The sequence below is a fragment of the Listeria sp. PSOL-1 genome, assembly GCF_902806445.1.
GTDB lineage: Bacteria > Bacillota > Bacilli > Lactobacillales > Listeriaceae > Listeria.
Genome location: NZ_LR760298.1, coordinates 1,537,068 through 1,562,117 on the forward strand (window position 1 = coordinate 1,537,068; position 25,050 = coordinate 1,562,117).

Below are 25,050 nucleotides of genomic sequence, written 5' to 3' on the forward strand. Positions count from 1 at the left end.
AAAATCCCCTTCGCTACGATGGCTGCTTTTTCATTCTTTACTTATTTTAACTAAATTTATAAACTAAAACCACTTTCCACTCTCGCATTTCTTAATCATTTGTCGTATGATGAATGGGGAAGAGGTGGAATAACTTGGATATTACACAAACTTTAGAAATATTAATGATCGCGATAATCGCCGGAATTATCGGTTCAATGCTTGGACTTGGTGGTGGAATTATTATGACACCTGCGTTAACACTCATTTTTGGCATTCCGATTCAATATGCTATCGGTGCAAGCATTATCTCAGTTATTGCAACGAGTAGCGGTTCAGCGATTGCCTATATTAAGGATCGCATTACAAATCTACGTGTTGGAATGTTTCTTGAAATTGCCACAACAACTGGTGCTATTACAGGGGCCTTTATTGGTGGCTTGTTATCTGAAACTGCTCTTTATATGATTTTTGGTCTGCTCCTACTTTATTCCGCTTTCAATATGATCAAAAAATCGGGAACAGAAATCCCTACAAATGTAAAACCTGATCCGCTTGCAACGAAACTAAATCTTCATGATCACTATTATGATAAAGCACTTAGACAAGAAATCAATTATAAAGTAGCCCATATTCCTGCAGGTTTTGGTGTAATGTACGGGGCGGGTGTTGCTAGTGGTTTGCTTGGTATTGGTAGCGGTGCTTTTAAAGTAATGGCCTTAGATGTTTTTATGAAGATGCCTCTTAAGGTTTCAAGTGCAACCAGCAATTTAATGATGGGGGTAACAGCAGCTGCCAGTGCTACTGTCTATTTATTTAAAGGCGATATTGATCCAACGATTGCTGCACCAGTGGCTCTAGGGGTTTTGATTGGTGCAACATTTGGTACGCGCATTATGCAACGGTTAAAAAGTAAAGTGATTCGGTTAATTTTTATCCCGATTTTAATTTATGTTGCCCTACAAATGATTCTTGAAGGATTGGGGTGGATTTAGATGTCAAATCGTGATGAAGAGATGTATCGTGTGGAAGCGGTCGTTGGTGGTTTGCTTCGTATCGGCGTTTTGATTAGTGCCTTTATTATTGTTGTTGGCCTTATCCTGTTTATTTTCACTGGTAAAAGTGGTTATCCTGAAAATTTTTATCCAACAACAATTCATGATATTTGCAGCGGACTCTTAGCACTCAAGCCTTTTGCCATCATCATGTTTGGATTATTTTGTTTGATTCTAACACCTGTTTTACGAGTTGTCGTTTCATTTGTTACTTTTTTTATTGAAAAAGATTACCTTTATGTCATTATTACAGCGATTGTACTGCTCATTTTAGTCATTAGTTTTTTTATGGGTACGAAATAAAAATAGTTTGTAACCCCCAGAACACCATACGACTCCAGCTAAAAAATACGATTAAAAAACTTAGCACAGATGCTACATTTCGAACATGACAAATCGAGCGAAAGGATTTGCCAGAACAAGGAAGCCTGACAAATCCCCTCAATACGAACTGCAAGCGCTTATCCCAGTTTTATTTTGTGTATCACCTCAGTCAGAAAATAAATCCATTTGCATTGGTGCAAGCCCCTCATAACTAACCGCAAGTGCTTGCTGCAAAGCTTTTGCATTATCTGCAGCGTCCCCACCGCTATTGTTATTAAAAATAACTGCAATTTCAGCAGATTGTTTTTGCAAATGTTTGATATATTTAGTCCATTCTTTAATTTCTTCATCATTATAGCGATAGAGCGTACGAATTTCCCGCCATTCTGGGCTATTTGCTTTCATCCAACCATACTGATTCCGTCCATGTAGCCGGACAAGTGTAAGCTCTTCATTTGTTGCATGTAAAATGATTGGCACGCTACGATTACCAACTTGTGGTTCATCAACAATCGTATGAATCATTGCTAACTCTCGTAACAAGGCGAGCGTTTTTTCTTGATAGGAATCACTATACCAACTTGCATTTCGGAACTCCACCGCAATCGGTAAATCTCCTATCATTTTGCGAATGTGACGCAAGTAAGTCACGTTTTCTGCGGAACAGCCAAAATAAGGTGGGAATTGAAAGAGTACCGCTTTTAGTTTGCCACTTTCACTAATTGGAGCTACAGACTCCATATATCTTTGGTACATCTCATTTTCAGAATCATAATATTTTGACCACTCTTTATGTTGCGTCATTGCCTGAAAAGCTTTTAAAACAAAACGAAAATTTTCAGGGGTCTCGCTCACCCACTTTGCGGTGGTTCGTGGCGAGGGTATGGCGTAAAAACTTGTGTCGATTTCAACAAGTGGAAAATGTGCGGCATAATCAGCTAGTTTATACTTTGCAGATAATTGTAATGTATCGTGATCGCTAAAACCAGTTAAACCAATTGTAATCATTTTTAACCCAACCTTTCTTTACTTTAAAAAAGGAAAAAGCGCTTTTCTCTGACGAATTCTGTCTCAGGGGGAATGATCATTTCATCTTGCAGAACCAACTTTGAATTTCCAAGTAACTTTGCGGTTTGCTTTCTGCCTTCTTTTCGATAAAGTTCATGTAAAGGATCTTTAACAACAAGTGAGCGACTCTCTGTATAATGGGCATCTGTTGCTAAAAAATGAACGAGATTCGCTTTAAGTAAAGTTTCGCTCAATCTTTTAATTTTTTTGCCAAAACGACCTTGATAACTGCCAAATGTCAATTGAGCTAACGCCCCTCCGTCTACTAAGTCATAAAGCGACCCAAGTGAACCCAACACTTCCATATTTCGTTCTGGATGGGCAATAATGGGCACATATCCGTTTGTTTGCAAGTTGAAAAATAATTCTCCTGTAAAAAGCGGAATATTTGATGTTGGAAATTCAATTAAAACATATTTACTATCTGCTAACGAAAGGACTGAACCTTCTTCAAGGCCCGAGAGCATTTCACCGTGAATACGAACTTCCTGACCAGGATGAATCGTAAGGGGAATTCCGGCTTCGGTAATCGCTTGATTTAATTCAGCTACTTTTTTACGGACGATTTCTCCTGGGTTACTATAGTCTCCTTTTAAGTGATGAGGGGTGGCAATAATATCACTAAAACCCTGTTCTACTGCTTGTTTTGCCATTTGTAAGCTAATATCAATATTTTCCGCACCATCATCTATACCTGGTAAAATATGGCAATGGATATCAATCATATGATTCACTTCCTTATCGGTTTAAAATAGTGGGTGTAATGAGCGATTTTCTTGAACACCTGAGATAGCACTAGCAAGAGCAGCTCCTATCGAAATGATTTCAAGACGATCAAACTGCTTTTCAAGGGGAATATCAATAGCATCTGTGACGATAATTTCTTTAAGCTTAGAATCAGCTAGACGCTTCGCTGCATCCCCTACTAAAACCGCATGCGTAGCACAAGCGATCACTTCTAAAGCCCCTGCTTCGAGTAATTTTTCTGCTGATGTCATCGCTCTTAAGCCTGTATCAATGATATCATCGACAACAATCGCAGTTTTTCCTCTTACTTCACCGATAATATTTATAATTTCCTTTTCATATGGATAAGACTTACGGTTTAAAATTGCGATTGGCTTTTGCATTTTTTCAGCAACGCGTCTCGCTCGCCCTACGCCTTTATGGTCAGGCGCAACAATAACTGTGTCTTTATCCCCGTATTTTTTTAACAATTCTTCTGTAATAAGGGGGACAGCAGAAATATGATCAATCGGAATATCAAAAAAACCTTGAATTTGTGCAGCGTAAAGATCTACGGAGATTAAGCGTGTTGCTCCTGCACGGCTAATTAAATCTGCTACTAATTTAGCCGTAATTGGCTCTCTACATCTTGCCTTTTGATTTTGTCGTGAATAACCGTAATATGGCATAACCACGGTTATCTGATGTGCAGATGCTCGTTTTAAAGCATCAATCATAATTAAAAGTTCCATCATCCGTTCATTGACATTACGATTCATTGACTGTAGAAGATAACAATTTTTCCCACGAACGCTTTCTTCGATACTGACTTTTACCTCACCATCGCTAAACCTTTGCAAACTCATTTTGCATAATGATACGCCTAAATTTTCTGCAATTTTCAGCGCAAGCGGCCGCTCGTTACTTATAGAAAAAAGCTTCATCTCTCTTGACATGATTATCTCCTTTCAGGAAACAAAGTTTTACACTTCTTATTATATAGAAGCAAAAGCCTATTCGCAACGATTAGCACACAAAGCAGCACCTTCCTATTTTTCGTTTTTATAGAAAAATTCTACTGTAAGTGGATGGATTTGTTTTTAATTTTCTGCTGTAACACCTTCGATAATTTCTGCTAAAAAAATAGCTTTCATTTTTTCCTCGAGAATTTGTTGCAAATCATCATACTTTTCTTCCAAAACTTTTTGGATATTTCTACCGACAAGGCAATTGGGTGCGGTATTTTTATCCGTATGAAAAATGGACGTATCTTTTTCGACACTTTTATAAATATCATATAAAGAAATTTCTGTTGCACTTTTTGATAACATTGGATTCGCTTTTCCATTAGAGGTATGAATTAACTGCGATTTTTTTAAATCTCCCATAATTTTTCTAACCGTGACAGGATTAGTCCGCACGCTTCTAGCTATTGTTTCACTAGATAAATCTGTGCCTTGGAAAATTTCAATATAAGACAATATATGGATCGCATCACTAAATCGAACGGAATATTTCATTAAATCGTATCCTTTCTTTTTTCTTGACTTTGATCAATAAATTATATACTATTTACCTGTAACTTACAAACTTACAGGTAAATTTGAAGAAAGGAGTGCTTTTTGTGAAAAAAATAATGTTGCTCGTCTTCGCAAGCGCAGTAATACTAACTGCATGTTCAGCTGCTAATCCCAAAGAAAACACGTCATCTAAGACCCAAACTTCAATTAAAACAAAGGAGGTTTACAAAGAAACAAAAGGACACCATGTTACGTATTATACGATGAATCCTGATCCCGTGTTTGGCTCTACTGCAACGCTCATTGCTAAAGATGGAAAAGGACTTTTAGTTGATACACAGTTTTCAAAAGATGATACTGACAAAATTATTCGTGTAGCCAAAGATAAAAAGATTGAGATTGAAACCATCTATATCTCTTATGGTGATCCCGATTATTACTTTGGAGCAGAACAAGTTAAAACAGCTTTTCCCAAAGCAAAAGTCTTAGCTACAAAAAACACCATTGAAAGAATTCAAAAAAGTTATAAAAAGAAACTTAATGTTTGGGCAAATAAATTAAAAGATAAAGCGCCAAAAAAGATTATTATTCCAGCTCCCGTCCAATCATCCATCCAATTAAACGGAGAAACTTTTACTGTTTTCGGAAAAGATGCTAAAAAACAAACGCTTTACAATAAAAAAGATCAATTACTTTTAGGTGGTATTCTCGTTTCGACGGGCCACCATTTATTTATCGCTGACACCAAAACAGTAGAAAGTCAAAAACAGTGGATAAAAGACTTAAATGAGTTATCCGCCTTAAAAGCAAAGGTTGTTATTCCAGGTCATTTTGGAAAAGGTGATAATTTTTCAGCGGAAAATATCGCATGGACAAAAGCATATCTTGAAAAATTTATTGAAGTAGAGAAAACAAGTAAGAATAGCGCAGAAATAATCAAAAAAATGCAAAAGGCCTACCCTCATTTAGCGAAAGGAAGCTTAGAAATGAGTGCCAAAGTGGTGTCAGGCGAACAGCCTTGGGAGTAACGAGAGATTGTACGGAATCAATTGTACAAAAAATGATTCTTTCTTGTACCAAAAAAGGAATGATTAAGTTATGATATAATGACCGGATCGCTTTTTATACAAACATCAAGATCAACGTAGAATTGATTCCGTACTTAATAATTAAAAAAGGATGAATGAATTTTGAAAGAATTACTCCACTTGCTAAAACAAGGGAATCGTTCAGCTCTCTTAGCTGCTGTGACAAATGCGCTTGTTTCATTCGTAAAAGGAATCACTTACCTATTTACTGGGAATGTCGCTATGTTTGCTGAGACGCTTCATAGTCTAGGGGATGCCGCAAATCAGCTTTTTGTTTTCACCGGCTCTGCTCTTAGTAAAAAGCGCCCCACAAAACGCTTTCCTAAAGGCTTTGGCCGTGTTGTGAATCTTGTTTTACTTGGTGCTGTTATTGTTGTTGGTATTATGGCCTATGAAACAATTAAAGAAGGGGTCTCACATATTTTCCAACCTTCTAGAGCAACGGGCTTTTGGCTTAATTTAATTGTCTTACTTAGTTGTACATTTCTAGAGTCGCTCGTTTTAGTTAGGGCAATGCGCGAGATTGTTGATGAAGCAAATATTAAAGTACGCGGTATGATGCTTTTTCCAGCTGCATTAAAACATTTGAAATCAGCGAAAGCAGCAACAAAGCTTGTTTTTATGGAAGATTCTGTAGCAACTGGTGGCGGTCTGCTTGCTGCTCTTTCGGTTGTTATATCACATTTTACATCATTTCATCAAGCTGAAGGCATTGCTTCTATTTTGATTGGGATAATGATGTTCATTGTTGTTGGTGAAGTTTTCCTTGATAATGCGGCAGGTGTCATTGGTAAATCGGATGAAGGTATGCATCTTGAAGTCGGACAGAGAATCATGTCAGATCCAGAAGTGCGTGATATTAAAGCTCTTACTGTGATCAAAGAAGGCGATACCTTTCATGTAAACGCCGAAATTGAGCTCGATTCTTCATTGACACTTGCTGAAATTGACGATATTCGCAGTCGAATTGAAGAGGCCGTTTTCCAAATCAAGAGTGTTACAGATGTATTGATTACTTTTGATGAAGATGATGCTATTTTAGATTGGGAGCATGGTGACGGAAGATAAATTAACACGATGCAAACAAAAAAAGCACTCGCCAAATGACTTGGCTGAGGGCTTTTAAATTTTTCCTAAACAACTTGTTCATCAAGCCATAATAAATCATCTAAGAAGAAAACAACATCTTCTTCTAAAATGTCTTTTTCGCAGTCATTCACGATATCATGACCGCTACCTTGGTAAAAACAAAGCTGTTTATCAACTGTATGAATATTTTTAAAGATATAATTTGCGTTATCAGCGTCAATTTCTTCATCTTGACAGCCTTGTCCAATCATTGTTGGAACTTCAATTTTTTCAATTTCTGCTGCGACGTTTTTGTAGAAATTTTCGCGAGCTGTAGTCATCTTTTCAATTTCTGGATGATAAGCTTTTAACATCGCTTCAGCTTCTTCTGAGATGATACCCGCCTTTGCTAATTGCTTTTTCAAGTATTCTTTAACAGGGATATAGCGCATTTTCCGATTAACGTTAGCACAAAGAGACACAATGGCTTTTGGATTAAAACTCTCTGCCATTTTAAGTGCAAACACACCACCCATTGCAACACCAACAATCGCTATTTCACTGTACCCCACTTTTTCTAAATGGTGATACCCCGCAATAGCATCTTCATACCATATTTCTGGTGTTGTTTTTAAAAAAATAGATGGCTCATCTCCGTGTCCACGAAAATTCGGCGCATATACCGTATAGCCATTTTTTGCCAAATGGTTACCAAGATCTAACACATCATCTGTCGTTCCTGCAAAACCATGTAATAATAAAACCGCACGATTTCCCGCTTTTAACATAAAGCTACGATCCGCACTCATTTTTGAGCAATCCTCCGTATCAATAAAAAATAGTCTCTCCAATTTTACTTTCAAAAGCGTAATTTTTGGGAGTTATTTAAATGCAACAGACATATGATAACGCGTTAAGCTATTTCTGTCAAATAGTATTTTTAAAAATAAAGCTTGGCACTAGTTTTATGTGAAATTCTACATTATAATAAAAGAATTAATTAACAAAAGGAGGCTTTGCCATGAAGCCAAAATTTGTTCTTGCGCCTGATTCGTTTAAAGAAAGTTTAGCTTCTGATAAAGTTTGTCACGCAATGAAAACTGGTATTGAACGCGTTTTTCCAAATGCTGAGATTGTCGAATTACCAATGGCAGATGGTGGTGAAGGAACCACAAAGGCACTTGTTCATGCTACGAATGGAAAATGGGTTAAACAAGAGGTTACAGGGCCACTTGGTGAAAAAGTAAGTGCTTGTTATGGTATCCTTGGTGATGGCTCAACCGCTATCATTGAAATGGCCGAAGCAAGTGGGCTGACACTCCTTGCTAAAGAAAAAAGAAATCCTCTACTTACAACTACTTTTGGTACTGGTGAGCTAATTTTAGCTGCATTAAAGCAACCCATAGACAAAATTATTATTGCCATTGGAGGAAGTGCAACAAATGATGGGGGCAGTGGAATGGCCGAAGCGCTTGGTGTTAAGTTTTTTGACAAAAATCATCAGTTACTAAAAAAAATGAATGGTAAGCTGCTACAAGAAATTGATTCTATAGACCCAAGTGCCCTTCCGTCCAGATTGCAACAAGTTGACGTGCTTGTCGCCTCAGATGTCACAAATCCACTTTATGGCGAAAATGGTGCTTCTTATATATTTGGTCCACAAAAAGGGGCTACAAAACAAATGATCCTTCAATTAGATCGTGGCTTAAAGCACTATGCAGCGAAAATTCAAGCACAGTTGAATATCGACGTAAGTCATATTCCTGGCTCTGGTGCAGCTGGCGGTTTGGGCGCAGGATTGCTCGCTTTTACGAATGCTAAAATCGAAAATGGCATCGATCTTGTTATCCATTTTAATCATCTTAAGCAACATCTCCAAAATGCGGATTACTGTTTTACAGGTGAAGGACATATCGACGAACAAACACGATATGGCAAAACCGCTTATGGTGTTGCTAAAACAGCGAAAAAAGCAAATGTCCCTGTCATTGCTTTAGCTGGTGCAATAAGCCCTGGTTATGAAATGCTTTATAAAGAAGGGATTCAAGCTATTTTTAGTATCACTCCTCGTGCACTTTCTTTAGAAGAGGCGCTCCAAACCGCTGAAAAAAATATTGAATGCACAAGTGAAAATATTGCTCGGCTGCTAAAAATCACGACAAAATAAAAGGCCTTTAAAAAATTAGTTATCATCCCTAATTTTTTAAAGGTCTTTTAAATTAACTATTTTTTTTCTTGCGTTTTTTTGCGCATACGTTCGCGAATGCCTATCTTCTTTACTTGCTTACTACGCAATTGACCACATGCAGCATCAATATCTGTCCCGTGTTCACGGCGAATAACACAGTTTATTCCGTTTTTCTTTAGCACATCGTAAAAAGCGAGAACGTCTTCTTGCTTGCTACGTTGATACTCAATATGCTCATCAACAGGATTATAAGGAATTAAATTGACATAAGCTAAATGCCGCTGTCCTTTCAATAGATTGACTAATTCTAGTGCTTCTTTTTTATGATCGTTTACATCACGTAACATAATATATTCAAAAGTAACACGGCGATTTGTTTTTTCTACATAGTAACGAATGGCTGCCATTAATTTTTCAAGTGGATACGTCCGGTTAATACGCATGATATTCGTTCTAAGTTCATCATTCGGCGCGTGGAGCGAAATAGCTAGGTTCACTTGAAAATCTTCGTTAGCAAAGTCAATAATCCGTGGAGCGATACCACTAGTGGATACAGTAATATGACGTGCACCGATTGCAAGACCTTTATCGTGATTTATGATCCGCAAGAAACCAAGCACTTGATCATAATTATCAAAAGGCTCCCCTATTCCCATGACAACAACATGGCTAACACGCTCTTCTTGCTGTCTTTTGTCTAAATAGCGCTGAACGCTCATAATTTGTGCGACAATTTCTCCAGCTGTGAGATCGCGTTGTTTTTTTAAAAGGCCACTTGCACAAAATGTACAACCAATATTACAGCCTACTTGTGTTGTTACACAAACAGATAGCCCATACTCGTGTTTCATCAAAACGGTTTCGATTAAATTTCCATCTTCTAATTTGAATAAATATTTTGTCGTACCATCAGCTGCTTCTTGTGTAAGTTGCTCTTCCAAGCTACTCAGAATAAAGTGCTCATTTAAAAGTTCGATTGTATCTTTTGATAAATTCGTCATCTGTGAAAATTCAGTTACACGTTTTCTATAAAGCCAATCCCACACCTGCATAGCGCGAAATTTCTTTTCATTATTCGCTTCAAACCAAGCAATTAATTTTTCGAGCGTTAATCCATAAATGGATATTTTCTCCATTTTCTTGCCTCTTTCATCATTTATTTAAATCATATCTATTTTAAACGTTTTCCTCGTTTACCGCAACTTAAGTTTCTCAATTAAATCTTTAAAAGCAATCCTTTTACATCAAACATATAGTATAGTAGCATAAAGTAGTGAAATTTATTATGAAATGGAGGCACTTTCTTGTCTGAACAACCATTTTTACAAATAGAAAAGATTTTAGATACAATAGAGACAGTAATCGTTGGCAAACGTCATATAGCTAAACTTAGCTTAACAGCGTTGCTTGCATCAGGACATGTTCTTATTGAAGATGTGCCAGGTGTTGGAAAAACGATGCTTGTACGAACCCTTGCTAAAAGCATTGATGCCACCTTTAAACGAATCCAATTTACACCAGATATGTTACCTGCTGATGTCATTGGTGTTTCGATCTTTAACCCTGGTACGCGCATGTTTGAATTCCGTCCTGGCCCAATTATCGGAAATATTATTTTAGCCGATGAGCTTAACCGTACAACACCTCGAACCCAAGCCGCGCTCTTAGAAGGCATGGCTGAACAAAGCATCACAACAGATGGGATAACGAGACAACTTGCCGATCCATTTTTCGTTATGGCTACGCAAAATCCAATTGAATATGAAGGCACTTATCCTCTCCCAGAAGCCCAACTTGATCGTTTTTTATTAAAGATAAAAATGGGCTATCCAACACGACAAGAAGAACTCGCCTTATTAAAGGGGACAGAGCCGATTAATCGACTCGAAAATCTCCAACCAGCCGTTTCATTAAGCGAGCTCGTTCATCTAAAAACACAAAGTCGAAAAGTGTTAGTAAGTGATGAAGTGAAAAATTATATTGTTGCATTAGTCGAAGCCACACGAAATCATCCAGATATTGTATTAGGAATTAGCCCACGAGGAACACTTAGTATACTGCATGCTGCCCAAAGTTTTGCGCTTATCTCAGGCCGAAATTATGTCCTGCCAGATGACATTCAGTACTTATTACCTTTTGTGTTTTGCCATCGTTTAATCCTATCAGCAGAAGCACTATATCAGCAAAAAACAGCAGAAAGCTTGGTCGCAGAAATAATACAATTGGTTCCGGTACCGATTGAACAGAGGGAGCAAGAATGATTAAAAAACGCCTTTCTTTTATATTGCGTTTTAGCCTGCTCGTTTTAATTGAATGGCTGCTCCTTGCTTATGCGCTTTTTCAAGGTGATTCTGCTAGTTGGTTTTTAGCTTATTTTTTTAGTTTTGTTTTGTTATTCGTTATTTTAGGTTGTTTCTTTCGACTTAAATTTTGGAAAATTGAGCGTCATTTTTCAAAAAAAAGTTTGCAAGATGGCGACTTGCTTTCAGTGGAGTTACATATTTCGCGGAGGTTTTACTATCCAGTTGGTTACTTAGCATTTGAACAAGTGCTTCCCTCTTCTTTAGGGAAAAAAGCGCCGTTGATACAAGTTAGCTATCCGTTTTTAAAGAAAGAAATGATTGTAGAATTAGGGAATTTTCGTCTTAAAAGGGGCGTTCACAAGTTCCCTCCACTACAAATAAAAACAAGTGATCCATTTGCTTTACTTGAACGTAGGTTCGCCTTAGATCACAAAGAGTCGCTTACAATTTATCCGCGTTATTACCCAGGCATTCTTGAAAAATTAGATCGCGCTGCTAAACACCACAAACAAATTTTACATACACAAGAAGTGGGTAATTTCCATGGGTTACGCGAATTTATTCCGAGTGATCACTTATCTTCAGTGGATTGGAAAACAACTGCCAAAACTGGCCAAATGATGTCACGTGAATATGAAAAGAGCCCAGAGGTTAAAATGACGATGATTTTCTATGGTGTAGAGCATCCGTTATTTGAGCATACTCTACGGGCAGCCTATTCATTTATACGTAAAATGAGTGAGCAAAAGAAAGCGATCGATGTCATTCTTTTTACTCGCGCGAATCAAGAAATTAGTTTTTCTTTGATGCAACAGCCTTTTCATAAAACAGCGAAAATCTTTTCTGAAATTGAACCTTTTAGCCAAAATAAAATAGAGCAAATGACAGCGAAAATTTCGAAAATAAATACGCAAATCATGATTTTCACACCAGAAATCCGTCCTTTTTCTAGCAAAATTATAAACCATTTAAATTTAAGTATCGTTTGTTTTGATAAGCAAAAGCAATTACTTCCAAATGTCATCGTTTTAGAAAAAGCTGCTTTTGACTTGCTAAATGGAGGTGAAAATAAATGAAACAAAAAGTTTACTCATTTATTTTATATCTTCTAAGCGTTCTTTTGGTTGCAGAATGGATTTATCCGTTTGTTTACTTAACAGATCTAAAAGAAGCACGATTTGTTATTATCTACGTTATGATTTCTCTTGCTGCTTATTTTATTGGTTTGCGCTTTTATGTCACGCTTCCTCTTAATGTGTTCATGCTCTATCTTTTAAGCGGTATTTATTTTTACCACGGAAAACCACTTTCCCCGGGGTTTATTAACTTTTTTATTCAGGCGATAAAGAGTGGTTTCGTTCATTTTATTTCTTTTGACGCAAGCAAAATGGGCATGATTTTTGTCACACTTATCTTTTTCGTTGCGCTTTGGTTGTTAAATTACATTATCGCTTACAGTATTTTAAAAAAGAGACCTATGACGAGTCTCCTTGTACTGACTATTATTTATGTGATCATCGTTCATACATTTACAGCATATAATGGAACTTCCTCACTTATTTGTACCATCATTGTTGGCTTTCTCATTTTGCATTTTTCCTTAGCAATGCGCCTTAAAACGTTGTATTCAAAAAGCTCAGCATGGTATCATCTTTTTGTTGTCATGACGTTAATGTTCATTTTACTCATTGCGCTCATTCTACCAAAACAAACGCCATTTTTTGCTAATTCCTTGCCTTTTATTAAGGGGCTCTATACTGGGCAAACAGTTGGCTATAGCGAAGATGATTCACAACTCGGCGGTTCTTTAAAAAATGATGATCGTGAGGTTTTCCGAGTTAAAAGTGACCATGCTCATTATTACCGTGTTGAAGAAAAAGCTTTTTATACGGGTAAGGGTTGGCGAACTTCACAAAACCAGAAAGCTCAAGTTTTCAAAACAAATGATAAGCTTCCACTTAAACTAAACGAAAATGCACAGTCTAAAACAGAACAAGTTGACATTACTTTCGCTAACTCCAATAACTATCTTGTTTATCCATATGGAACGCAACAATTTAATACAGCACAACAAGCGTTTCATTTTTATTCTGACACCGAAAAATTCACATTGAAAAAGCCCATTAAACACTATACGTTACTTCTAAATGAACCCATCTATGATATTGATAAAATGAAGCAAGCTAACTATAACAATTTAAGCACCTCATTTTTAACACAGTATACGCAACTACCGCGCGAATTGCCAAAGCGTGTTCGAAATTTAGCTGCTGAAATCACAAAAAATGCCAAAACAACTTATGATGCCACAAAAGCCATTGAAAATTATTTAAGTTTGAGCGGAAAATTCACTTACAGCATAAAAAATGCTAAAAAAACTTTACCAAATGCAGATTATGTTGACCAATTTTTATTTGAAACAAAAGTAGGTTATTGTAATGATTTTTCTACATCAATGGTTATCTTGCTTCGCTCTGTTGATATACCCGCTCGTTGGGCAAAAGGGTTTACTACTGGAAGCAAATTAACAACAAATGATGGTAAAACAATTTACCGAGTGGCAAATAACAATGCTCATTCATGGCCAGAAGTCTACTTTCCAGGAACAGGCTGGGTTCCCTTTGAACCAACAACCACGTTTGCCAATCCGGAACGCTTTATGAATACTGTGCCAGCTAAGCGTACAAATGATTCGACAAATAAAAATTCGGCTTCTGCTAAAAAAAATAGCTCTTCAAATAAAGCTAAACAACAACCTAAAGAAAACAAATCAGCTGAAAAAAAAGCTGGTCAATTAACGCTTCGTTTCTCGACTTGGCTATGGGTCCCTGTGATTCTATTTGCGCTCTTTTTGTTGCTTGTGATTCTTTTTGGACAACGCATTAAACTTTTTCTTTTTAAAAAGCAATTAAATAATCCGAAAACTACTTTTGATACAGCCTATTTAAGCTTGTTAAGTCTACTTGAAAAAGGTTACTTAAAAAGAAAAAAAGTGGAAACATTGACAAATTACGCTAAACATGTCGATCAATATTACCAGACAAATCGAATGACAAAACTTACAGCTCGATATGAAGATCTGGTCTACGGTAAAGTATCTGTTCCGTTTGAAACCTATCGTCATGATTTTCATGCTATGTTATTAATCTTGAAGCGTAAAAGGAGAAATTAAAATCAAATTAAAAGCCGAAAAAGAAGGTTTCTTTTTCGGCTTTTAATGCGAGAACCAATCAAATTTGGACATCTCATCTTATACTTTTTTAGTTAGAACACGTGCATTGATACGATACATATTTTCTGTTATGTTCTACAAATTTTGATTATTTTTGCACAATGACATTGACTCTATTGACAACTTTAAGTTGACTATCTAAGCCAACGATTTCAAATGTGTCTTGCCAATTTGCTGCGGTAATTGTTTCTGTGACATAGATATCATAGGTGCCATCTGGGTTGATTTTCCCTGTACGTACGGGGATACCGTTTTGATACAAACGAACGTATTGGATGTCTGCGCCCATGTTTCCATGTACATAAGACCAGCTGCCTACTGTATAAGGGCCGCTTGTGATATCAAGTTTGTAATCTCTTACCTTATCGATCGCTACTGCGGCATGTGCTACTTCTTTTCCTTTACTGTTCAGTGCGACAACTTCTGCTTGGTCGGTTAGACTGGTTATCCACTGATTGGCATTCGAAATGGTATACGCTGAAGCGGTTCCTTTCACGCCTTCGGCTACGATGGTGCCGTTGACTTTTAAGATAACTTTGGCTACATCCGCGCCAAAAGTCCCGACTATGGTAGCGTCACCTAACAGATATGGAGAAGCAGTTAGGCTATAATTATAGTTTCCTGTGATAGGGACATGGATGGTCACTTGATTTTGTTTTGTGCGATCTTGAGAGACTAATTGAACGACATCATTGGGTTGGATTTCATAGCTGTTCATGTTCGCGAAGGCAAATGTTCCATTCGCTGTGACACTCGTTTCTGCGACGCCAATGCCATTAATCTTCAATGTGACATATTTAACATCTGCTCCAGCTGTCCCTGTTAGAGTTGCTGTTTTTATAACATAGCCATTGGTTGCTAAACTATAATCATAATTTCCTGTCACTGGGACATAGATACGATTTTGCTCTCTGTATTTTTTGTCAACGCCAATGATTTCGACTTTGTCAGTAGGTGTGACCTCAACGCTAGTAAATTTATACGTATGTGTGGTTGGATCCAGTGTCGCTTGTTGTTGGATCGTTCCATTAACGACTAGACGAACATAAGCGATATCTTGTCCATAGGTGCCTGTCAGGATTGGATCCTTGAAGTTATAGGAATCTGCTTTTAAGCTGTAATCATAGTTGCCGAGTAGGGAAATGGCGATGCGGTTTTGTTCGACATAACGTGCATCGACACCCACGACGTCGACTTTGTCTGTGCTTTGAAGATCATATTTTTTCATATTGGTGAATGTATAGTTGCCTTGGTCATCTAAGATCGCTTGGGCTTCTGTTTTACCGTTTATGATCAAGCGAACGTAAGCGATATTTGTGCCGTGCGTTCCACTTAGTGTATTCTCTGTAATCATGAAGGGTTTGGCTGTTAAGGTGTTGTCTAAGCTTCCTGATAATGGCACATTGATTCGTGCGTATTCTTTGTACATGCTATCCACACCAACGACCTCGACTTGATCCAAATGAGAGCGGATGAAAGCAGATGCTTTGTTAAAGGTGTAATTCCCTTGGCCGTCTGTGATCGCTTGGGCTTCAACTTTGCCATTCACAAATAAGCGGATATACGCCAAGTGACTGCCATACGTTCCGGTCAGTTGTGCACTTCCTAAACGATAAGAATCAACGGTTAAATGATCATCTTGTAAATCACCGCCGGTGGTTGGGACGATTTTTCTTGCGTGCTCTACGTAGCGTTTATCGACACCAACGATTTCGATTTTATCTGTTCCACGCGTTACATATTTGTCTACATTGTTAAAGGTGTAACGGCCTTGACCGTCTGTGATCGCTTGGGCTTCGACTTTGCCGTTCACAAATAAGCGGATATACGCTAAGTCTTTCCCGTGAGTTCCGGTAATGGTTTTGGTTCCGGTTTGATAGCTTGTTGGTACGGTTAAGCTATAATCGATTTCACCTGTGACAGGGATGGCTTTTCTTGCCTGTTCTACGTAGCGTTGGTCAACGCCGACGATGTCGACTTGGTCTGCATTTTTAGTGATATATTTGTCTGCATTGTTGACGGTGTAGTTGCCTTGACTGTCTGTTGTAGCTTGGGTTACGACTTTGCCATTTACGAATAAGCGAATATACGCTAGGCCTTTACCGTAAGTTCCAGTAATGGTTTTGGTTCCGATTTGATAATTTGTTGGTACGGTTAAGCTATAATCGATTTCGCCTGTGACAGGGACGGCTTTTCTTGTTTGTTCTACGTAGCGTTGGTCAACACCTACGATGTCAACTTGATCTGTGTTTTTAGTGATATATTTGTCTGCATTGTTGATGGTGTAGTTGCCTTGACTGTCTGTTGTGGCTTGGGTTACGACTTTGCCATTTATGAATAAACGAATATACGCTAGGCCTTTGCCATAAGTTCCAGTAATGGTTTTTGTGCCCATTGCGTAACTTTTTGGTACGGTTAAGCTATAATCTAGGACAGCTTTTACGGTGGTGGTGGCGGCCGCACTCTCTTGTTTAGAGCCTTCTTTGGCTGTGACATGGATTACGGTGCCAGCGGTTTGTTTGGTGATGGTGATCGTATAGATCCCGCTTCCGTTTGCGCTGCCGGTTCCAATGACTTGGCCTGCTACTTTTGCTGTGATCGTGCTGTATGGGGTGGCGGTTCCGTTTAACTCACTGTCGGTGTCTTTGACGGGATTTACTTTTGGTGTCGCCGTTTTGTTCGAAACAACCGTTGTGGTGGCGGCCGCACTTTTTTGTTTGTTTTCTTCTTTGGCTGTGACACTAATTACGGTGCCGGCGCTTTGTTTGGTGATGGTGATCGTGTAGATCCCGCTTCCGTTTGCGCTACCGGTGCCGATGATTTCACCTGCTACTTTCGCTGTGATCGTGCTGTACGGGGCGGCGGTTCCGCTTAACTCACTGTCGGTGTCTTTGACGGGATTTACTTTTGGTGTCGCCGTTTTGTTCGAAACAACCGTTGTGGTGGCGGCCGCACTTTCTTGTTTGTTTTCTTCTTTGGCTGTGACACTAATTACGGTGCCGGCGCTTTGTTTGGTGATAGTGATTGTGTAGATCCCGCTTCCGTTTGTGCTACCGGTTCCGATGATTTCACCTGCTACTTTCGCTGTGATCGTGCTGTACGGGGCAGCGGTTCCGCTTAATTCGCTATCGGTATCTTTGACTGTGTTTATTGTTGGTGCTGATGTTTTGCTTGCGATAACCGTTGTGGTCACAGAAGCACTTTCCTCTTTCCCGCTCGCTTTTGCGGTTACACTAATGACTGTACTTGCTGGTTGACTTGGAATGCCAATAGCATAACTTCCATTACTATCGGCAACGCCTGTTTTAATCACTTGGCCACTTATTTTGATGCTTACTATACTATTAGGCGTAGCTGTCCCTGTGATCAATACATCGGCATCGGTCACTGTATTTACAGTCGGTGTATTTGTTTTTCCTGCTGCTTGTACAATGGTTATTGTTGCGGTACTTTCTTGTTTGCTTCCATTTTTAGCAGTAACACTTAATTCAGTTCCAGCCGTTTGCATAGCAGTTAGAGTCAGTAGATAATTCCCGCTACTGTTAGCTTGACCGGAAGCAATAACGGTACCTCCTGCTTTTACAAGAATTTGGCTATAAGGTTCTGCAGTACCGCTAATGGTTGTATCTACAGTATTAACGGGGTTTACAGTTGGTGCCGCTGTTTTGTTTGAAAGAACTGTTGTGGTAACAGCGATACTTTCTTGTTTGGCTCCTTCTTTCGCTGTGACGCTAACCACGGCGCCGGCAGATTGTTTCGTAATCGTAATTGAATAATTTCCACTGCCATTTGCACTGCCGGTTCCTATAACTTGGCCGCCTACTTTCGCTGTGATGATACTATAAGGGGCGGCGGTTCCGCTTAATTCGCTATCAGTATCTTTGACTGGGTCCACTTTTGGTGTCGCCGTTTTGTTTGCGATAACCGTTGTCGTTACTGCTGCACTTTCTTGCTTAGACCCTTCTTTCGCTGTAACACTAACTACAGTTCCAGCAGATTGTTTCGTGATCGTAATGGTGTAAATACCACTACCATTTGCACTGCCAGTTCCAATGACTTGGCTACCTACTTTAGCAGTGATTGTGCTATAGGGTGCAGCCGTTCCGCTTAATTCGCTATCGGTATCTTTGACTGTGTTCACTTTCGGTGTCGCTGTTTTGTTTGCGATAACCGTTGTTGTTACTGCTGCACTTTCTTGCTTAGACCCTTCTTTTGCTGTGACACTAACCACAGTTCCAGCAGATTGTTTTGTGATGGTGATGGTATAGTTGCCACTTCCGTTTGCAGTGCCAATTCCTATAACTTGACTACCTACTTTAGCCGTTACTGTACTATTTGGGGTAGCGGTTCCTGTTACCTCGCTATCAGTATCTTTGATTGGGTCCACTTTTGGTATAGCCGTTTTATTTGCGATAACCGTTGTCGTTACTGCTGTACTTTCTTGCTTAGATCCCTCTTTTGCTGTGATACTAACTACAGTTCCAGCTGGTTGTTTCATAATCGTAATTGAATAATTTCCACTACCATTTGCACTGCCGGTTCCTATAACTTGGCTACCTACTTTAGCCGTTATTGTACTATTTGGGACAGCGGTTCCTGTTATTTCGCTATCGGTATCTTTGACTGGATCTACTTTCGGTGTCGCTGTTTTGTTTGCGATAACGGTTGTTGTTACTGCTGCACTTTCTTGTTTAGATCCTTCTTTCGCTGTGACACTAACTACAGTTCCAGCGGATTGTTTAGCAATTGCAATCGAGTAAATTCCGCTACTATTCGCACTCCCTGTTCCGATGACTTGACTGTTTACTTTAGCGATGACTGTACTATTTGGGGCGGCGGTTCCTGTAATTTGTGTGTCTGTATCAGTTATGTTATTAATCGTTGGTGTAGCTGTAACAGGTGCATTACCAACCACTACAGCCGTTTCTCCGCTTGATAACTTATTAGGTGCCTGCGCGCTTGTATATAAAATTATCCCTTTTTTCTGTGCCGGTATACTTACTGTAAATTGACCAGCTGAATTTGCATGACTTGACCCAAGTGCTAGAAATCTATCCAAGGAATCTCTGGTCCCTATCATAATTTGAGCATTAGGTTCTGCAGTACCAGTTACAGTTTTGTCAATTTCAGTTACAGGATTTACTACTGGTCTCGCTGTAATTTCTGAATTGCCTCCATCACTATCACCTGCTTTTACTGCTCTTATGTTTCCTATTCTCAATACTGCTGCTGCGGCTTTATTATTACTTGATACGATTCCCTCTACAGCTCCATATCCATAAACTTTAGCTGTCGTTGTCGTTGCTGTAAAAGCTGGTGATGTCACTGTCATCTCTCGATCATAGACTTGTGTTCCCATACCATTAACTGGTAAGTAAACTAGGGATTCAAGCCCACTTCTGATATAATCATTAACGACGATAGAAGGTATTACAGCTACATTTCCAACTGCAGTTAAAGGTGTTGCAGTAACTGAATGGATCACCATATCAGCTTTTATTGTGTAGCTTTGCCCAGGAGTAAGCCCACTTACTGTAAACACTTGACTTTGCCCTCCACGTTGATCGACAGTGTATTGATCCCATGTTCCTGAAGCAGAAACCTTTGCAAATGCTGATAAAGGTTGCATGAGCGTCATGCTTAACATCATTAATGTTAAAATTACTATAAAACTTTTCTTCACTTCTATTTCCCCTCGCTCCTATATGATAACAACAAAACTTTTTGTATAAAATTTCTCCTCCCTCTTTAGTTTCTTTATAAATAATAATAAATTTTTTTACACAAGTATGTAGATAGTTTGTGAAAATTAAATGGAAAATTGTTAAAAGTTTCCATTATCAATGATTTTTTATATAAAAACTGTTCTAGTATTCAATTCTGATTTATTGTTAACTATTAAAAAACTGTGGTCAATTTAAAACTTCTTTTGATGAATTTGAAACTCATATGATTTAAAAAATTAGCCCAGGTAATATATTTCAAACACAACAAGCTGATAGAAAACGTTTTCATTTAAAAGATTTGCCAGAATCCGGAAACAGATCATACGACTTATACGTAAGAACCGGAAGTCTGGCAAACGAACTGCAAGCACTTGTCGCCGCTTTATTTTGTTTATGTCACAGGCCCATCGAAAAGAGTATCGATCACTATTCATAATTGGAAACAGACTGGCAACTAAAATAAAAAAATTTTACTTTCTCAAACAGAAAATAAAATCATTTTAATTCTTTTTCGCTTTTCAAATTCGCCCTCAAGGTTCACCTCTATTTCTCCACTGTTAACTCTTTGAATTTTTCGTATAAGCGTTTATAATATTTTGACTCATAATGCGCTACAGAATGACCAAAGGGGTAAAGAGCATCACCAATGTATGGTTCACTTAGCATATCAATCGTTTTAGCATTCGGAAACACCTGTAGAAAGAGACGATCTAAAATACGCCAATCATCATTATATTGAGCCAATTTATCAAGGTTTGAGTACGCAATGATTTTTCTCGTTTCATCAAAGTAACGAGTTGTGAGCTGCCCTTGATTTAAAATAATCCTTTCCTCTTCAATATACGGCAAAACCTTTGTTTTAAAAGCCTCCAATGCTTCTTTAAATCGTTGTTGAAAAACAAGTGGATCATCATGCGTTAACATATTTTTAAAGGGAAGGTCATTCCTAATCTGGCTTTGCTCAATGATAGGGGAAATCGTGACAGCTACATCTGATTCAATAAAACCTACACTCTTTAATGCATCTGTATATAAATCAATCAATAAATAATCAATCTTTTCTTTTTTAAGCTCTTTAAAAAACGTTTTCTCAAAATCAGTTTGAACAAATTTTTTCTTTGTATCTGGAATATCATCGTAACTAGAAATATCGAGAGAAAATGGCTTTGTCATAAGCGCAATAATGGATGAATGAAACTGTGTAAATGAAACGGAAAAATCTTCTTTATACTCAGGATTAAAATAGGGATCAGAGCTTAAAAAGTTTCTGCTAAAACAAGTTCCAAGAACACCAATTTTTTGAACCAAAATTTCTCACTTCCTCAATAGATTTTGTAAAGTCTCTTTTAAATATGGTGGAAAATAAATTGCTACTTCTTGATGCTTTTCATAGTCTCTTTTATCTTCAAATACTTGATAACCATTTTTCTTTAGATCTTCTAATAAGAAAGAAATATGCTCATCATACGTATGTTCTACAGTTGAATAGTGGAGATAAAATTTTGTTTGCTGTGATTCTTTGTTTAAGATTCTATCTTTTATTAAACGATTTAAATAAGGGACAGAAAATTCATGATTCCCACCTGTCATTCCTAGTAATGTTTTTCTTTTTTCAGGAATATCTGTCAAATAGTTACCTAATAAATACTGAGGAGCCCCGGCAATGACGGCATCTGCTTTCAACTTCAAGCCATAATACATCGCAGCATATCCCCCTTTGCTTGTTCCAATAAAAATAACTTCTTTATACTTCTTTCGTTTTACGATCTTTTGAATTAAGCTAGTCACCATATCTTCTGGGCTTTTTGCACCAAAATGAAACAAGTAATAACCGCCTACTTGATTGTACCCAAATTTATCAAGAATAAATAGTTTGTCCGCATTTAATGACTGCGTCGTTTTAAGATAATTGTAAGTCGCTGGCATACCTGGTCTTGGGAAAGCACTGAAAATGACAATTAAGCGATCATGTGCTTTTTTCTTTTTAAACAGATATTGAAGCGAGACACCTCGTTCACCGTGCTCTTTTTTGCTGATTAGCTTAAAGCACAGGTTAACCAACTTTTTTTTCATTTTCACTATTCCTTTCTTTTAAATATAACTGAATAATAACAAGTGCTATTCCTAGCCCTATCCATACAACGCGCATTTCAAATATACTACTACTTCCAACAGAAACCGTTAAGAAAGTAATGATGACACTTAAAGGGATGGAATAAACCAATGCTTTTTTCTTGAAAAAGGTCTTGATAGACTGATAGCTAAGCCATAAAAAGAACAAGAGAAAAAAACAAACCCCAATTATTCCAACATCTGCCAAGTTGGCTAAAAAGAAATTATGGGCACCCATTGTCTGTTGCATATTAGCTGGAATGTTTACTGTGCCATATAATTGTGTAAAAATATACTTAGGTACAACACCCATACCCACACCGAGAAAATGGTTTTCTTTTATAAGATTAAGCAAAGTTTCATAGATTAAAACGCGTTGGTCAGTTGATGCTTCTTTCTCCGTAAAATAAGCTAAATCAATATTTGTCGTATAAGGAGCAAGAAGAGCGTAAATCCCTATAAAGCAAGATAAGATAAAAAACACAAAGCCAACGATCACCTTATGAAATGATTTTACAATAATGATCAATGTAACAACCGCAAAAGCAACGAGGCCTGTCCTTGATTCCGTAGCAATGACAAGATAAAATACAACGCCACCACATAAAAGACTTAAGCCAACTCTTAAAAAGTTTATTTTCTTTAAAAGAAAATAAATCGCAATTGGAAAATACATCGAAAGAAATGAACTATAATCATTTGTATTAAATAAAAAACCGGTTGGCCGATGATCCCAGTTTCCCAATGTTACCCCAGTAGAATAAAACAGATGGCTTCCTGTTATCGTTTCATAACAACCAACAAGCACCGCCAAAATAAAAATCGGCAAAATAACTTTAAATAGTTTTTCCAAATCGGAAAAAGAACGAATATAATAAACAACAAGGATGATCAAATAAAAACTTTCAAATTGAAAATAGATGGCACGAAGACTCAAACTTATATCTTGACTCCAAATAAGTGTTACAAGAGAGTACAGTACCCAACAAGCAAAACAAATAAAGGGCATTTTTAAATTCCGGAATCGTTGCCAATCTTTTTTCTCAAAAAGAAATAAAATAAAATGTAAAAAGAGCAAGATTCGAAAAAGGAAAATATTAGGCAACGCTGGTATTGACAAATAGGAACCAAAAAATGCTGCAATGATAATACCATAAAACAAAAAATGATTGATTTTAGTTAGAGCAACACCAGACATCAGCCAAACCCCCGCCAATGCGAGACATGGAATAATTGCCAATGGATAAATCGCTGTTAAAATTGTAAAACAAATAAAGAGCGCGATGATATTAAATTTCTTAATAGCCATAGTAATCGTATTTCTTTTGGTCATATTTTACATTATTTAATACTGCCCCAAACGAACGAACACCAGAACTCTCCATTAGTGTTTTAGAATTTAATAACTCTTCTTCTTTTGTTTTATTGCTATTTACAACAAGAATCCCTAGATCGCAATTGGAAGCGACAATTCGAGCATCTACAAACAAATTAATCGGCGGGCAATCGAATATAAGATAATCATAACCAAGCGTGAAAACCTCTTTGATCGTATCTTGAAGCCCATGTACTTGAAGCAATTCAAGCGGATTAGGAGGAATCGCTCCAATCGGAATGATATCTAAATTTGGTGCTAGATTCACAATCGTATCTTTTATCGTTGCAGAGCCAATCAATATATTTGAAAGTCCTGCATGATGTCTAAGATTATGTTGGTCGGTTAAACTAGGTGCATAAAAATCAGTATCGATCATTAAAACTTTATGTTTAAACTGCGCATATGTTCTAGAAAAATTATTACTAAAAAATGTTTTTCCTTCACCTTTATTTGCAGAAGTAATTGCAAAGGTACGAATAGAATGGTCCTTTTTATGCATAAATTCAATATTAGCTTGAACCGTTGAGAATTTTTCTTGAGCAATGCGATTCAGTGACATATCAATCAAAGAAGTTTTATTTTTCCGTTTCATTTAAATTTCTCCTTACTCTCTTATTAATGGTATATCACCTAAGCAGGTAACACCTAACTTGATAATTTGTTCTTTCGTTTTAATCGTATAATCCATAATTGTTAAAACTAAAATTAAAACAGCAGCCAAAATCAAACTAACAAAGAATGCTATTAAATTCATGATGTAACCTTGTTTTATTAGATGTGTTTCAGGTTTTTCAAGGGCAACAACTGTACTTCCCTTAAAAAGCTTAGGCATTTCTTTTTCAACAACAGCTAAATAACCTTGACTAATACGATCTACACGTTCTTTACTTGAGTCAGTATAACTGATACGAAAAACTAATGAATTTTGGTCTGAACTGATCGTTAAATTTTTTGCTAATGGTTTTCCTTTTTGACTGTCCTTTGTTTTTGCACTAACTAAATCAGTAATTTTACTGCTTTTTAACACAGAGGAAAAAGTAGTAATCAATTGAATGTTATTTCTGGTACCTTCTTGCAAATTTGCAGTATCGTTTTTCTGCTCCACGTTCACAAGAAGAGACATTTCAGATCTGTACTCCTTAACATGAATAAAAGACTGATAAAACCATACACTAACTTGAGCTATCATGATAATTAAAAGAACCCATATTAAATTCTTCTTCAATGTTTGAAAAATATCACTACATGTTAAAGATTTCATTCTCACACCTTACATCCTTTAC

At 37.4% G+C, this 25,050-nt stretch carries 20 protein-coding genes; 8 read left to right on the plus strand and 12 right to left on the minus strand.

The window, feature by feature from the left end:
* Positions 1-134: 134 nt before the first annotated feature.
* Together G6Q10_RS07520 and G6Q10_RS07525 are read left to right on the plus strand one after the other, a co-directional pair.
* Positions 135-974 carry a sulfite exporter TauE/SafE family protein gene (locus G6Q10_RS07520; RefSeq protein ID WP_163654728.1) on the plus strand — a complete coding sequence of 280 codons (840 nt, stop codon included), beginning with the start codon at positions 135-137 and terminating at the stop codon, positions 972-974.
* The gene (locus G6Q10_RS07525) at positions 975-1,337 is read left to right on the plus strand and encodes a DUF1634 domain-containing protein (RefSeq protein ID WP_163654730.1); all 363 of its coding nucleotides are present in this window, start codon (positions 975-977) and stop codon (positions 1,335-1,337) included. It begins immediately after the preceding gene.
* A 186-nt stretch (positions 1,338-1,523) separates the two neighbouring features.
* Here G6Q10_RS07525 and G6Q10_RS07530 read toward each other — a convergent pair whose 3' ends face one another.
* The 4 genes from G6Q10_RS07530 to G6Q10_RS07545 all read right to left on the minus strand — a co-directional run bounded on the left by G6Q10_RS07530 (position 1,524) and on the right by G6Q10_RS07545 (position 4,672).
* Positions 1,524-2,366, minus strand: coding sequence for a DUF72 domain-containing protein (locus tag G6Q10_RS07530; RefSeq protein WP_163654732.1), 843 nt, complete (start codon positions 2,364-2,366; stop codon positions 1,524-1,526).
* 23 nt (positions 2,367-2,389) lie between these two features.
* Positions 2,390-3,151 (minus strand): tyrosine-protein phosphatase, encoded by a 762-nt coding sequence (locus tag G6Q10_RS07535; RefSeq protein ID WP_163654734.1) that lies wholly within the window; start codon positions 3,149-3,151, stop codon positions 2,390-2,392.
* A 21-nt stretch (positions 3,152-3,172) separates the two neighbouring features.
* Positions 3,173-4,108 (minus strand): ribose-phosphate diphosphokinase, encoded by a 936-nt coding sequence (locus G6Q10_RS07540; protein ID WP_163654736.1) that lies wholly within the window; start codon positions 4,106-4,108, stop codon positions 3,173-3,175.
* A gap of 144 nt (positions 4,109-4,252) precedes the next feature.
* Entirely contained in the window at positions 4,253-4,672 is a 420-nt protein-coding gene (locus G6Q10_RS07545; RefSeq protein WP_163654738.1) for an Rrf2 family transcriptional regulator, read from the minus strand.
* A gap of 104 nt (positions 4,673-4,776) precedes the next feature.
* Here G6Q10_RS07545 and G6Q10_RS07550 point away from each other — a divergent pair, with 104 nt between their 5' ends.
* Complete coding sequence (locus G6Q10_RS07550) at positions 4,777-5,700, plus strand: MBL fold metallo-hydrolase (protein WP_232057804.1); 924 nt, start codon at positions 4,777-4,779, stop codon at positions 5,698-5,700.
* Between the two features lie 162 nt (positions 5,701-5,862).
* A complete protein-coding gene (locus G6Q10_RS07555) occupies positions 5,863-6,828 on the plus strand; it encodes a cation diffusion facilitator family transporter (protein WP_163654740.1) in 966 nt (321 codons plus the stop codon).
* Between the two features lie 65 nt (positions 6,829-6,893).
* Here G6Q10_RS07555 and G6Q10_RS07560 read toward each other — a convergent pair whose 3' ends face one another.
* Positions 6,894-7,637, minus strand: a complete 744-nt coding sequence (locus G6Q10_RS07560; protein ID WP_163654742.1) for an alpha/beta hydrolase — start codon at positions 7,635-7,637, stop codon at positions 6,894-6,896.
* A gap of 212 nt (positions 7,638-7,849) precedes the next feature.
* On the opposite strand from G6Q10_RS07560, the gene G6Q10_RS07565 reads away from it, so the two are divergent.
* The gene (locus tag G6Q10_RS07565; RefSeq protein WP_163654744.1) at positions 7,850-8,995 is read left to right on the plus strand and encodes a glycerate kinase; all 1,146 of its coding nucleotides are present in this window, start codon (positions 7,850-7,852) and stop codon (positions 8,993-8,995) included.
* A 56-nt stretch (positions 8,996-9,051) separates the two neighbouring features.
* Here G6Q10_RS07565 and rlmN read toward each other — a convergent pair whose 3' ends face one another.
* On the minus strand, positions 9,052-10,152 hold the full coding sequence (rlmN, locus tag G6Q10_RS07570) for a dual-specificity RNA methyltransferase RlmN (RefSeq protein ID WP_163654746.1): 1,101 nt from the start codon (positions 10,150-10,152) through the stop codon (positions 9,052-9,054).
* Between the two features lie 168 nt (positions 10,153-10,320).
* Between rlmN and G6Q10_RS07575 the strand changes: the two genes are divergently transcribed.
* The 3 genes from G6Q10_RS07575 to G6Q10_RS07585 are packed head-to-tail and all read left to right on the plus strand — an operon-like array spanning position 10,321 to position 14,491.
* On the plus strand, positions 10,321-11,277 hold the full coding sequence (locus G6Q10_RS07575; RefSeq protein ID WP_163654748.1) for an AAA family ATPase: 957 nt from the start codon (positions 10,321-10,323) through the stop codon (positions 11,275-11,277).
* A complete protein-coding gene (locus tag G6Q10_RS07580) occupies positions 11,274-12,395 on the plus strand; it encodes a DUF58 domain-containing protein (RefSeq protein ID WP_163654750.1) in 1,122 nt (373 codons plus the stop codon). The genes G6Q10_RS07575 and G6Q10_RS07580 overlap by 4 nt, the downstream gene beginning before the upstream one ends.
* Complete coding sequence (locus tag G6Q10_RS07585) at positions 12,392-14,491, plus strand: transglutaminase-like domain-containing protein (protein WP_163654752.1); 2,100 nt, start codon at positions 12,392-12,394, stop codon at positions 14,489-14,491. The genes G6Q10_RS07580 and G6Q10_RS07585 overlap by 4 nt, the downstream gene beginning before the upstream one ends.
* Before the next feature lie 148 nt (positions 14,492-14,639).
* Here G6Q10_RS07585 and G6Q10_RS07590 read toward each other — a convergent pair whose 3' ends face one another.
* From G6Q10_RS07590 to G6Q10_RS07615, 6 genes are all read right to left on the minus strand, one after another.
* Positions 14,640-20,234, minus strand: coding sequence for an Ig-like domain-containing protein (locus G6Q10_RS07590; protein ID WP_163654754.1), 5,595 nt, complete (start codon positions 20,232-20,234; stop codon positions 14,640-14,642).
* A 586-nt stretch (positions 20,235-20,820) separates the two neighbouring features.
* A complete protein-coding gene (locus G6Q10_RS07595; protein WP_163654756.1) occupies positions 20,821-21,585 on the minus strand; it encodes a DUF6270 domain-containing protein in 765 nt (254 codons plus the stop codon).
* A 6-nt stretch (positions 21,586-21,591) separates the two neighbouring features.
* Positions 21,592-22,350: an accessory Sec system protein Asp2 gene (locus G6Q10_RS07600; RefSeq protein WP_163654758.1), complete on the minus strand. Its 759-nt coding sequence runs from the start codon at positions 22,348-22,350 to the stop codon at positions 21,592-21,594.
* The gene (locus G6Q10_RS07605) at positions 22,331-23,698 is read right to left on the minus strand and encodes an O-antigen ligase family protein (RefSeq protein ID WP_163654759.1); all 1,368 of its coding nucleotides are present in this window, start codon (positions 23,696-23,698) and stop codon (positions 22,331-22,333) included. Before G6Q10_RS07605 ends, G6Q10_RS07600 begins: the two co-directional genes overlap by 20 nt.
* Positions 23,688-24,359, minus strand: coding sequence for a CpsD/CapB family tyrosine-protein kinase (locus tag G6Q10_RS07610; protein ID WP_163654761.1), 672 nt, complete (start codon positions 24,357-24,359; stop codon positions 23,688-23,690). The genes G6Q10_RS07605 and G6Q10_RS07610 overlap by 11 nt, the downstream gene beginning before the upstream one ends.
* Before the next feature lie 12 nt (positions 24,360-24,371).
* Positions 24,372-25,028 carry a YveK family protein gene (locus tag G6Q10_RS07615; protein ID WP_232057805.1) on the minus strand — a complete coding sequence of 219 codons (657 nt, stop codon included), beginning with the start codon at positions 25,026-25,028 and terminating at the stop codon, positions 24,372-24,374.
* Positions 25,029-25,050 lie beyond the last annotated feature (22 nt).